The organism is Acinetobacter pengchengensis (assembly GCF_982235305.1).
On sequence record NZ_CEVATJ010000001.1, the window covers coordinates 195,610 to 208,068 of the forward strand.

General features: G+C 43.3%; 8 protein-coding genes. 5 read left to right on the forward strand and 3 right to left on the reverse strand.

Annotation, left to right across the window (positions count from 1 at the left end; genetic code table 11):
* Positions 1-164 precede the first annotated feature (164 nt).
* Entirely contained in the window at positions 165-1,955 is a 1,791-nt protein-coding gene (gene argS, locus AC0T5Z_RS00975) for an arginine--tRNA ligase (RefSeq protein ID WP_291337840.1), read from the reverse strand.
* 195 nt (positions 1,956-2,150) lie between these two features.
* Here argS and AC0T5Z_RS00980 point away from each other — a divergent pair, with 195 nt between their 5' ends.
* Positions 2,151-2,432, forward strand: coding sequence for a DUF2798 domain-containing protein (locus AC0T5Z_RS00980; RefSeq protein WP_096902220.1), 282 nt, complete (start codon positions 2,151-2,153; stop codon positions 2,430-2,432).
* Between the two features lie 200 nt (positions 2,433-2,632).
* Positions 2,633-4,333 (forward strand): NAD-dependent malic enzyme, encoded by a 1,701-nt coding sequence (locus AC0T5Z_RS00985; RefSeq protein WP_435337460.1) that lies wholly within the window; start codon positions 2,633-2,635, stop codon positions 4,331-4,333.
* Between the two features lie 119 nt (positions 4,334-4,452).
* Here AC0T5Z_RS00985 and AC0T5Z_RS00990 read toward each other — a convergent pair whose 3' ends face one another.
* Positions 4,453-5,220 (reverse strand): hypothetical protein, encoded by a 768-nt coding sequence (locus tag AC0T5Z_RS00990; protein WP_435337461.1) that lies wholly within the window; start codon positions 5,218-5,220, stop codon positions 4,453-4,455.
* Positions 5,221-5,755: 535 nt separating this feature from the next.
* Entirely contained in the window at positions 5,756-9,247 is a 3,492-nt protein-coding gene (locus AC0T5Z_RS00995; RefSeq protein WP_435337462.1) for a hybrid sensor histidine kinase/response regulator, read from the reverse strand.
* 185 nt (positions 9,248-9,432) lie between these two features.
* Between AC0T5Z_RS00995 and AC0T5Z_RS01000 the strand changes: the two genes are divergently transcribed.
* The 3 genes from AC0T5Z_RS01000 (at position 9,433) to AC0T5Z_RS01010 (ending at position 12,369) form a co-directional block, all read left to right on the forward strand.
* The gene (locus AC0T5Z_RS01000; RefSeq protein WP_291334393.1) at positions 9,433-9,765 is read left to right on the forward strand and encodes a DUF485 domain-containing protein; all 333 of its coding nucleotides are present in this window, start codon (positions 9,433-9,435) and stop codon (positions 9,763-9,765) included.
* 1 nt (position 9,766) lies between these two features.
* Positions 9,767-11,476, forward strand: coding sequence for a cation acetate symporter (locus AC0T5Z_RS01005; RefSeq protein WP_435337463.1), 1,710 nt, complete (start codon positions 9,767-9,769; stop codon positions 11,474-11,476).
* Between the two features lie 194 nt (positions 11,477-11,670).
* Positions 11,671-12,369, forward strand: a complete 699-nt coding sequence (locus AC0T5Z_RS01010) for an ion channel (RefSeq protein ID WP_435337464.1) — start codon at positions 11,671-11,673, stop codon at positions 12,367-12,369.
* Positions 12,370-12,459: the final 90 nt, after the last annotated feature.

The following is a 12,459-nucleotide window of genomic DNA, read 5'->3' on the forward strand; positions in this document are numbered from 1 at the left end:
TTATTTTTGTATGTGGCCTGAATAAATTTAAGCAACATACGATCAAGATAAAGAATCGCTTTGCAAAGTTCAAGCATTGCAAAGCGAGAAACACATCAGTGTTGAGATCAAGATCTCAAGCATCAATTTTCAGTCTTGCGACCCTCGACGCTTTACTAAGCGAATTACATCGTTTCAGGTGCAGAAACACCCAATAATTCTAAACCATTGCGCAAGACTTGTTTCACGTTAACTGAGAGCAATAAACGCGCCTGAGTCAAGGCTGCATCATCATTCAGCACTTTATGCTCGTTGTACCAACCATGGAACAAGGCAGCTAATTCTTTCAAATAGTTACCTACCTGATGCGGTTCGTGGCTGTTGGCAGCACGCACTAAAATTTCAGGATAGGCTGCCAATTTGGCTAAAATTTCAGTTTCAGCATCTAGCTCAAGTTTTGCAGCAAATTGACGTGCCTCGCCAGCATCAAAATTGAGCTGTAATGCCGCTGCTTTTTCGAGCATACGACAAATACGCGCATGGGCATATTGAATATAGTACACCGCATTGTCTTTACTTTGCGAAACGGCTAAATCTAGGTCAAAGTCAATGTGTTGCTCAGATTTACGCATCACATAATAGAAACGCGCAGCATCGTTACCGACTTCTTTACGCAAGTCGCGTAAGGTCACGTATTGACCCGAGCGAGATGACATTTGCACCATTTCACCGCCACGCCATAAACTTACAAACTGCACCAACAGCACGGTGAGTTTTTTCGAGTCATAGCCGAGCGCGTCAATCGCCGCCTTTACACGTGAAATGTAGCCGTGGTGATCTGAACCCCAAATATCAATTAGGTCCGTATAGCCACGTTGTAATTTATTTAGGTGATAAGCAATGTCTGAAGCAAAGTAAGTGGTTTGACCATTACGGCGTTTCACTACACGGTCTTTTTCATCGCCAAATTCAGTTGATTTAAACCAGATATTGCCGTCTTGTTCGTACAGATAACCACGTTGATCTAGGGTTTGCAGAGCTTCTTCAATTTTTTCAGTCAATGATGCCTCACTAAACCATTGGTTAAAGGTCACGCCAAACTCGCCCAAGTCATCTTGAATGTCGGCCAAAATGGCGTTCAAGGCAGCTTGGTGGAACACGCGATAGTCATCGCCCAAAAGGTTTTGTGAATTGAAGATCAAACCATCAATGTGTTTTTCTTTATCGCCCGATAGCACCACTTTGTTGCCATCGGCATCGAGTTCTGCAGCATATTGCACATCTTCAGGTACATTGTTATATACATCTGCAACAGAGCGTACGTGGCGTTCACCCTCTTGTTCTAAAATGCTTTGTGCAATGTCTTTGACATAGTCGCCTTGGTAAGCATTTTTCGGGAAAACCAGGGTTTGTCCCGCCAGTTGCAAATAACGCAAATAAGTCGAAGTTGCCAATATATCCATTTGACGACCTGCGTCGTTGACATAGTATTCACGCTCAACTTTGGCACCTGTGGCTTCAAGTAAGTTGGCAACGGTCATGCCGTAAGCTGCACCACGACCATGTCCTACGTGCAGGCTTGAAGTCGGGTTGGCAGAAACGAATTCGACCTGAATACGTTTTTGAGCATTGACTTGGCTGCGGCCAAAATTTTGTTGTTGTGCCTGAATTTGATCTAAAACGCTAAAACGCTGATTGGCATTTAAAAAGAAGTTAATAAAGCCTGGTCCTGCAATTTCTGCTTTGCTAATGTCCGCCACTTCAGGCAGTGCAGCAAGAACTTTTTCGGCTAAATCGCGCGGCTTCATACCCGCAGCTTTAGAGGCAATCATGGCAATATTCGATGCGAAATCGCCGTGGCTGCGGTCTTTGGTACGGGTTAAATTACTCGTATTGTTCCAGTCAGATGGGAGTACACCTTCAGCTTGAAGGGATTGCACTGCATGCTCGAGCGCTGCTTGTATTGCCGTATTCATATTGAGTCGAAAAATAGATGTGCAGAAAAACGCTAAATATAGCAAATTTCAGGGGCTTTAGGGGAATGCAATTGTATGCTTTATCGAATTTTGCGGTCGGTGGATCTAAAGCAATAAATTGCCTGAAAGATCATCCTTTCTTTAAGTAATTCATGGCATAGTATCTGCCAATAACGTCAGGCAAAAGGCGATGGCATGAAACAACGTGCAATGATTTTTGGCAATGTACCCAAGTTACCTATGAAATGGGCCACCGTGGTGATCCCTTTCTTTTTATCGTGTTTGATGAGTGGCATCATTTCCTTTATCAATATGATTCGTAATTTAGGCTGGATTGATGGTTTTTTTGCACTCTGGTTCAATAACTGGATGATTTCTTGGGCCTTTGCTTTTCCAGTGGTGCTGTTTGTTTTGCCAATGGTACGTAAATTCGCTAGCTTGATTGTCGATATGCCACCTTTACAGCCACCGAAATAATCGTGATCTGTTCTCTGTTTAGGTTGATTCAAAGAACGTCGTACTCAAAAACATACGGTTATCAGAAATAAAAATCATTCAGATTTGGTTATCAAACTTCTAAATGCCTGCTTTACTGCAAAAGGGGCTAAGCTAGTCAGATGTCTGATGGCGTATCTCAATCTATGCGCCATTCGCAACTGATTAGAATGAGATGAACAATGACCACCGCAAATCTGCAGCAAAAACGTCCTTTATATATTCCCTACGCTGGCAACAGCCTTTTAGAACTACCTTTATTAAACAAAGGTTCTGCATTTTCTGAAGAAGAACGTACGCGTTTTAACCTGCATGGTTTAATTCCGCATGCAATTGAAAATATTGAAGAACAAACTCAGCGTTCTTATCAGCAATATTGTGCTTTTAGTGATGCGATCAACAAACATATTTATTTACGCAACATTCAAGACACCAATGAAACCCTGTTTTATCACTTAATTGAGCAGCATTTGAGTGAGATGATGCCGATTATTTATACCCCAACGGTGGGTGAGGCATGTCAGCGTTTTTCCGATATTTATCGCCGTCATCGTGGTATTTTTATTTCGTACCCTGACCGCGCCCACATTGACGATATTGTGCAAAACATCAATAAAAAGAATGTCAAAGTGATTGTGATTACCGATGGTGAGCGTATTTTAGGTCTGGGTGATCAGGGCATTGGTGGCATGGGCATTCCAATTGGGAAACTGTCTTTATATACCGCTTGTGGTGGTATTAGCCCTGCTTATACCTTGCCCATTACCCTCGATGTTGGTACCAATAACCCACAATTGCTGAATGACCCAATTTATATGGGCTGGAATCAGCCGCGTATCAATGGTGAGGAATATTATCAATTTGTCGATCAAGTGCTCGATGCGGTGAAACGTCGTTGGCCAAAGGCATTAATTCAATTTGAAGATTTTGCTCAGAAAAATGCCATGCCGTTATTAAACAAATATCGTGATCAAATTTGCTGTTTTAATGATGATATTCAAGGTACGGCAGCAGTTTCTGTGGGCAGTTTAATTGCAGCATCACGGGCTGCGGGCAAGCAATTGAAAGATCAAATCATTGCCTTTTTGGGCGCAGGTTCGGCAGGTTGTGGTATTGCCGAACAAATTGTTGCGCAAATGGTGGTCGAAGGTCTAAGCGATGCTGAAGCGCGCGCGCGCATATTTATGGTAGACCGTTTTGGCTTGTTTACCGATAATCAGCCGAATTTGCTCGACTTCCAAAGCAAACTGGCACAAAGCACAGAGAGTGTCACAGCTTGGGGCAATGCCGAAGGCATTATTTCATTATTGGATGTGATTCAGCATGCCAAACCAACCGTGTTGATAGGCGTGTCTGGGCAACCGGGTTTATTTACTGAAGAAGTGATTAAAGCTTTGGCTGCCAATTGCGAGCGTCCAATTGTATTGCCATTGTCGAATCCAACGTCACAAGTCGAAGCGTTTCCTGCCGATATTTTGGAATGGACGGAAGGTAAGGCACTGATTGCTACAGGCAGTCCATTTGAACCAGTGAATTATCAGGGCAAAATTTATAATATTTCGCAGTGCAACAACTCTTATATTTTCCCAGGCATTGGTTTAGGCGTGATAGCTGCGGGTGCAACACGGGTGACTGACAGTATGCTTATTGCATCAAGTAATGCTTTGGCAGATTGTTCACCATTGCTGAAAGACCCGAATGCAGATTTGTTGCCAGATTTAAATGAAATTCAGCAAGTTTCTAAGTTTATTGCTTTTAAAGTGGCAAAAGCTGCAATGGATGCAGGCGTCGCACCAGCGTTGGATGATCAAGCTTTGCAACTGGCAATTGAAGCGAATTTCTGGAAGCCTGAATATCGTGATTATAAGCGTGTGACGTTTTAAGCAAAACCTATTCGTATTGTGAATGAAATAAGCCACAAGGCGTGCCAATTGCACGCCTTGTTTTTATTTGAAATAGTATTTGTGATGTGATCACTTGGAATTTGATTCGTCAACTGAGCCTAAGCAATATAGTTCTGCTTTGGATTTAAATCGGCACAATTCAAAGGATTTAAGGCACATTGCAATTCATCAATTTGTTGCTGACTGACATAGCCTTGTCCAATCAGGTGTTTTGCAATGTGGTCATCTCTCAGGCTTAAAAATGCAGCATCATACACGCCTAAATCGACAAATAAGGCTGCAGTTTCAAGGCTGTTAAAACGGTCTAAATACACGTCATTGCCATACAGTAGAAAAATATGTTCAGTGGGTACATGTGCATCGACCTTTAAGCGTTCTGCCAACTCAAAAGGTGAGGTTTTAATGAACAGTAAATCGGACAATTCATCAAATTGAGCTGTATCGAGTTGTGCCTCATCAGTTTTGACTTTACCTAACCATGCTTTAAAGACCAGTACCGCACCACCACGTAATAACATACTCCAAATGTGTTGGCGGGTGCTTTGATCTAAGCCTTGCGCTTCTTGTTCCAAAATATCCAGTAATTGCTGTTCCTGTGCTGAAAGTTTGTTGAACAGACCTAAACCCTGTGGTTGATACGCCGCAGGACGAAACACATCAAAATTGAGTTCCTCAAAGACTTGCAGGGCTAAGGGCACCGCAGTTTGATACAGGGTATTCAGCGCTTGTAGATGGGGAGCTTGGAGTTTGCTGTTTTGAAACAGACGATCCCAATGAATTTCGGGCAATAGGGCATTCACGCCATATTGACGCTGTAGCTGCTGTGTTTGTTCTGCGAGCTGCTGTTCATGGTTCACGGTATTCATGAGATTCTTCCTAAAACGTGAAAACAGGTCGATCAACGCTGATAGGGCAAGCAATGTGTTTGGATGTAGTTTGGAGAGGAACGCGCTGATCATTTCTTGTACTTAGTTATGCGCGCAGATGGTCAACGGGTGTATAAGACTAAAGTCTAATATGTTGCAATGTGCTTAGAAAAGCTTTTATAAAATCGCCAATTAAAAAAATTGTAAGCAAGTTTGGGTGCATTTGCTTACAATCTTGTCAGGCTTTGCCATAGCGAATCTTATCATGAAATTTAATGTGAATTGTAGCGCATTAAAACACAGTATTTTTGAAAACTTTGGTTAATTGGGGCGCTGCATCAGGTCAATTGCTGTCAATATTGACAGCAAATGTGTTGGATTTTCAGTGTAGCCATATTTCGCTATGTAAAGTGAAGCCTCGTCATCGTACTGGCAAATGTAACCAAACCAGAAAATGTAACTAGGTCAGTGCGCTCATCCTAGCTTTATTTCTGTGGGATGAACGCCCAAAATTAGCCAAAGTCAGGTAGCTGAATCAAGACCCTGAAATTTTCAGACCCGATAACCAAGAACGTAGTGATGCTGGTTTTAACGGTTTTCTCAGTAAGATGATGTTGAGTTCTTTTAAGCGTTGTGGCAATTCTGAATCAGAGTCTGCAGTAATTAATGCCACAGGTACATCTGCTTGACGATGTTCCAAAATAAAATCTAAACCGATTTTATCGTCATTTAAGTGTTGATCGACCAACCAGACCTGAATGTGTTCACGCTGAATCAGATCAATGGCTTGTTCAGGTTCGGTGGCTTTAAATACATGATAGCCCCATTTACTCAGCAGAGTCGCCATGCCTTCCAAAATGGTTTCATCATTGTCTAAACACAAAATTTTATAGGCTTTGGTTTTCGATGGTACCACTTGCACAGGTGCCGCCACCACTTTTGGTGCTTCGACAATCGGCACTTCAATCATAAAGCACGAGCCTTTGCCCAATTCCGAATAGACATGCACAGGGTAGTTCAATAAACTGGTCATACGTTGCACAATTGCCAACCCAAGACCTAGACCTTGCTCACCCCAAGGCGAAGTATGCCCACAACGCTCAAATTCCTGAAACAGTTTAATACGTTGTTCTTCGGCAATACCTGGACCTGTATCCCACACCCCAATCCGAATATGTTGGGGATGTTCTGTGGAACGTAATACCCCAACCACCACACGCCCTTTAGCGGTATAGCGCAGCGCATTGCTGACAAAGTTTTGAATAATACGACGAATCCATTGCGGGTCAGTGTCAATCCAGAACTGTACATCATGCACACGAAATTCAATGCCACGTTGTGCCGCAATAGATTTAAATTGCAGGCTTAAATCACTCAGTAAGTCATGCAGTGGATAAGCCTGACGTTTCGGCTGAATCGTACCTCCTTCCAAACGGGCAATATCCAGCAAGGCCGAAAGCATACTTTCTGCACCATGCAAGGCACGATCCAGTTGCTGTAAGGTTTTACGGTCTTCATCGGACTGAATGCTTTGCTCTAAAGCTGTACTAAATAAGCGCGCTGCATGCATCGGCTGTAATAAGTCATGACTGGCAGCGGCAATAAAGCGGCTTTTGGACATATTGGCTTTGTCGGCTTGTTCACGTGCCAATTGCTGCTCGGCCAAAGCATCGGCCAATTGTTGTGTGCGATCTTGTACCCGTGCTTCAAGTACTGCTTCGTTTTCACGGAATGCTGTAATATCGGCAAAGGTGGTCACGAAACCACCCCCTTGAATTGGATTACCACGCATTTGAATCACACGCCCATCTTTACGGATGCGCTCAAATTCATGCGCGCTGCCCATTTTCATCCAGTGAATACGTTTACGCACGTGTTCTTCAATCGAGCCAGGGCCACATTCACCACGTTCTGCGTTATAGCGAATCAAGTCGGCAATTGGACAACCGACATAGACAATATCTTTAGGATAATCAAACAGTTTGAGGTATTGATTGTTCCATGCAACCAAACACATATTTTCATCGACCACACTTACACCTTGGGTCATGTGGTCAATCATGGTCATGATTAGGTTTTGGTTAAAGCGTTGCCATTGTGAGGCTTGGTCAAGAATGTTTGCAACTTGTGCTAAAGCGAGTCCGTTATTGACCATAGCAGTGGTGAGTAAGGTACGCGCAGATGCTGCGCCAATGGTGCCTGCCAAATATTGTTCGGTAAAACGCCACCACATGCCGTTGGCATTGGCATTTTCATTCAGTACCACATTATTTTGCTGACTAAACTGTTCAAAGGCTTGTCGGGTTGGAGATTCACCTGTAATGCGTTTTGCCAGCGTGATTAAATCACCTACTTTTAAACGTGCTACATCTTGATGTGAATAGCTGACCTCGTTGCTGATGTTCTGGGTTGGCAGAGGCTTGGTTTCATAATAAAAGAAACTTTCGGCTTGAATTTGTTCTGCCACACTTGGGCGAAAAATACGTGACACCCAAATATATAACAAAATATTTAAACCAAGCGCCCAAACGACTCCGTGTGTGAGCGGTGCAAAAGATTCAAAGCCGAGCAATGCTTCAGGGCGTAACCAGTTGATGCCCAAAGGCCCAAATAGTAAAAATTCACGGGTAAACTCGCTGAACTGACTTGGCAGGCTGCGTAAAATGGTCGGAAGCAGCAGGGTATAGGCCCACATCGTAAAACCGACAATTAAGCCCGCATAAACGCCCTGCTTACTGCCACCGCGCCAATACAAACCACCAATTAGGGCAGGGGAGAACTGCGCCACTGCACTAAAGGCCAGCAAGCCAAACACAGAAAGCTGATCAATATCGTTAAAGAAGTTGAAGAACAGGAACCCAAGCAGCATTACCACTAAAATACAAATGCGTCGGGTGAATTTCAGCACCAAAGGCAAACGCTTGTCATGGCGTGAGAAAATGCCCAAGCGCCACAAGGCAGGCATGATCAGGTCATTACTCAGCATGATCGACAGTGCTACCGAAGATACCAACAGCATGCCTGTCGAGGCGGAGAATCCCCCCAAGAATGCCAACAGCGTCAGCCAGTCTTGGTTATAGCTAAGTGGTAAAGACAAAACCGCCACATCGGGGATGGCTAAATATTGCGGAGCTGCATGTAAAGCCCAACTGGCAATTGGAACAATCGCGATGGTGGTTAAAATCAGATAAACGGCAAACCAACGACGCGCACCACGAATATGTTTTTCATCGCGCAGTTCGACCACCGCAACGTGAAACTGACGCGGCAAACAAATTATCGCTAAGGCCGCCAATAAGGTTTGCACCCAGAAGGTTTCAGGCACCCCAAACAGCTGCACTTCATGAAAGGTAATTGAAACATCATTGGCAATTTGATGAATATTGTCGGGCGCTTCAAATACAAAGAAGAAGGCCACAGCAAGCAAGGCAAATAATTTGACAAAGGATTCAAAGGCAACTGCGAGCATTAAGCCGCCGTGTTGTTCGGTATTGGCAATTTGTCGGGTACCAAATAGCATCGCTAAAATAGCCAATAAACCTGTTAGGAATAACACCGCATTGGTGGTACTTTCGACATTGGTGCTTTGATCCAAAATCACTGCGGCACTGAGTGCAATTGCACGTAATTGCAGAGCCAAATAGGGGATAATTGCAATCACGGCCAAAATTGTGACCAGTGATGCCAGTGGTCCGCTTTTTCCATAACGTGCGGCAACAAAGTCAGCAATAGATGAAATGGCGTGGTGTTGTCGCACGCGACCTAAACGTCGCCAAATATCATAACCAATAGCGACAAACAGCAGAGGGCCTAAATAAATCGGTAAAAAAATGATCCCTTCACGAACGGCTGCTCCCGTTGCGCCATAAAAAGTCCATGATGAACAGTACACCCCTAAAGTTAAGCTGAACATGAGCATGCGCCCACGTGTGCTTAAACGACTGGCATGTTTTTCCCCATAGAAAGCACAAATAAAAAGTAATGCGATATAGAGGGCTAAAACCCCCATAATGAGCCAGCTGTTCATGATGCCTTAAAAGTATCGACAATAGGGCTATGATAGCCTATTCCATAGTCTTTGCGCTGAGGTTGATCACTTTTTTAGCGACCAAAGTCTAAATTGCAAATGGGGCTCAACATTGTTAATTTTAAGTTCGAAATAATTCGAATTAAAAATTTGCGCCTAAGGCAGGGCGCTTTAAGGAGCAGGTTATGGATGAGGTACAAGTAGAACGTATTCTACAAAACCCAAAATTCAAAGAAATGGTTCGCAGAAAAAGTAACCTAAGCTGGACATTAACAGCAATCATGTTGTTTGTGTACGTAGGTTTTATGCTTTTAGTGGGCTATAACAAAGAATTTTTATTGAGTTCAATTTCTGGCGGCGTGACGACTTGGGGTATTCCACTGGGTCTGGGCATTATCGTTTTATCTTTCATTTTATGTGCGGTTTACGCATCAATTGCGAATAGCAAACTTGACCAATTGAATGAAGATGCGATGCGTGAAGTTGAAGCAATTACACATGAGAAAGGACCGCACTAAGATGAAATGGAATTCATTGAAAGCACTGGCTGCGTCTACTGTATTAATGTCAGGTATGGCATTTGCAGGACCAGATTTAGGTGCAGCAGAACAGCAGCCAACCAACTGGCCAGCAATTATTATGTTCTTGATTTTCGTTGGCGCAACTTTGTTCATTACTAAATGGGCAGCGAAGCAAACCACGAGCACCAAGGACTTCTATACCGCAGGCGGTGGTATTTCTGGTTTCCAAAATGGTCTTGCGATTGCAGGTGACTATATGTCAGCAGCATCGTTCCTCGGTATTTCCGCAATGGTGTTTATGTCAGGCTTTGATGGCTTGTTATATTCACTGGGCTTCATGGTGGGCTGGCCAATTGTATTGTTTTTGATTGCTGAACGTTTACGTAACTTAGGTAAATATAACCTTTCTGACGTGGTCTCGTTCCGTTTATCTGAAAAGCCAGTACGTACCCTTGCAGCATTTAGTTCGCTTGTTGTGGTTGCGTTCTATCTGATTGCACAGATGGTAGGTGCGGGTCAGTTAATCAAACTACTCTTTGGTTTGAACTATAACCTTGCTGTAGTAATCGTGGGTCTACTCATGATGGCTTACGTAATGTTCGGTGGTATGTTGGCAACAACTTGGGTACAGATCATCAAAGCGGTGATGTTACTTTCAGGTGCAACTTTCATGGCCTTCATGGTAATGAAAGGTGTGGGCTTCAGCTTCACTAACATGTTCGAGCAATCGATCCAAGTATTCTCTAAAGTACATGACTTGAGCTTGGCAGATGCTGCAAACATTATGGGTCCTGGTACGTTAGCTTCTAACCCAATTGATGCAATCTCACTTGGTCTTGCGTTAATGTTCGGTACTGCAGGTTTACCACACATCTTGATGCGTTTCTTCACAGTAAAAGACGCGAAAGAAGCACGTAAATCAGTAGTTGTAGCAACAGGTTTCATTGGTTACTTCTACCTATTAACCTTCATCATTGGTTTTGGTGCGATCCTTTATGTATCAAACAACCCACAATTCCTTGATGTTGCGAAAATGGCAGTTACTGGCAAGTTAGAACTTGTTGGTGGTAACAACATGGCTGCGGTGCACTTGTCTGATGCGGTTGGCGGTGACTTGTTCATGGGCTTCATTTCAGCGGTAGCATTCGCAACAATTCTTGCGGTTGTAGCTGGTTTGACATTGTCTGGTGCTTCAGCAATCTCTCACGACTTGTATGCTAACGTATTCAAGAAAGGTCAAACGACTCCTGAATCTGAACTTCGCATGTCTAAAATTGCCACTTTAGGCTTAGCAATCTTCGCAATGATCTTGGGTATTCTTTTCGAGAAACAAAACGTTGCGTTCATGGTCGGTTTAGCATTCTCTGTAGCAGCATGTGCAAACTTCCCAGTACTTGTATTGTCTATGTTCTGGAAAGGCTTAACGACTCGCGGTGCAGTGATTGGTGGTGTAGCAGGCTTAGCTTCAGCAGTAACCTTGATTGTATTGTCTAAGGCAGTTTGGGTAGATACGCTTCAAATTTCTGACACACCAATCAACCCATTCAATGGTCCTGCGATCTTTGCAATGCCACTTTCATTCTTCTGCTGCTGGTTGTTCTCTATCACTGACAACTCTGCGCAAGCACAAGCTGAACGTAAAGCATTCGATGCACAGTTCGTACGCTCACAAACTGGTATTGGTATCTCAGGTGCATCTGACCATTAAGGTCTGAAACACCTCAAAAAAGTCCCAGTCTTGGGACTTTTTTTATGCCTGTATGTTGGGTTTGAACAAGCATGCTGATGCGTATTTAAGGATACAGGTATGGTGATATGCAATTTTGATACAGAGTGATTGCAATGCATGACTAAATAAGCTGCTATGTTGAATGCAATATAAAAAGAATAGGCAGCAGGCGTATGCACATATTAGACAATATCTGGAAAAGATTTCGGATATTACCTTCGGCATGGCTATTGTTTTTGCAGTTTGTGATTTTGCTACTCTCACTCTTTTCACATCACAATATGCCTTACAAAGTTATTACTTGGATGGTGGGGGTGTTGGTACTGCTGCTCATCGCCAAAGTGATTCGACAAACCCCAATGCTGAGTGTTTTGGGGCTCAGTTTTGTTTATGCAGCTTTGTTCTTTTCATTCTTTATTTTATTGGGTGTGCGGCATCCGCTTATTCTGGTGATAAGTCATGCGTGTGAAGCGGCAGCCTATTTTAGTGCCGCTTATGGTTTATTGCGCTATATGTTCCATGACCGCTATTTAACTAAAGATGAGCTGTTTGCTGCCGCAGCGGTGTTTACCTTAATCGCTTGGGGATTTGCCTTTTTATATAGCATTTGCCAGATTCTGATTCCACAAAGTTTTCAAAATCCAAATGCCGCAGGTTTGCAGAGTTGGCTAGACTTACTGTTTTTAAGTTTTAGTTTGCAGTCTGCGACAGGTTTATCTGATCTTATACCAATCAGCCCAGAAGCAAGGGTGATTGCCATGTTGCAAATGTTCTGTGGCGTGATGTATTTGGCATTGATCGTGTCACGTTTAATCGCATTGCAATACATTCGCCACTTACCGCATCATCACCATGATGATTCATCTGAGTGAAATAGCAGTTCAAATTTTTCATGATATATTTCAGGCATAAAAAAAGACGCTCAGATGAGCGTCTTTTTTAACTTCGGTATCTAATGTGAA

Bases quoted from the DNA above. Each gene is read 5' to 3' on its own strand.
- AC0T5Z_RS01000 (WP_291334393.1), top strand. From the start codon at position 9,433: ATGGATGAGGTACAAGTAGAACGTATTCTACAAAACCCAAAATTCAAA.
- AC0T5Z_RS00990 (WP_435337461.1), bottom strand. From the start codon at position 5,220: ATGAATACCGTGAACCATGAACAGCAGCTCGCAGAACAAACACAGCAG.
- AC0T5Z_RS00980 (WP_096902220.1), top strand. From the start codon at position 2,151: ATGAAACAACGTGCAATGATTTTTGGCAATGTACCCAAGTTACCTATG.
- AC0T5Z_RS00995 (WP_435337462.1), bottom strand. From the start codon at position 9,247: ATGAACAGCTGGCTCATTATGGGGGTTTTAGCCCTCTATATCGCATTA.
- AC0T5Z_RS01010 (WP_435337464.1), top strand. From the start codon at position 11,671: ATGCACATATTAGACAATATCTGGAAAAGATTTCGGATATTACCTTCG.
- AC0T5Z_RS01005 (WP_435337463.1), top strand. From the start codon at position 9,767: ATGAAATGGAATTCATTGAAAGCACTGGCTGCGTCTACTGTATTAATG.
- argS (WP_291337840.1), bottom strand. From the start codon at position 1,955: ATGAATACGGCAATACAAGCAGCGCTCGAGCATGCAGTGCAATCCCTT.
- AC0T5Z_RS00985 (WP_435337460.1), top strand. From the start codon at position 2,633: ATGACCACCGCAAATCTGCAGCAAAAACGTCCTTTATATATTCCCTAC.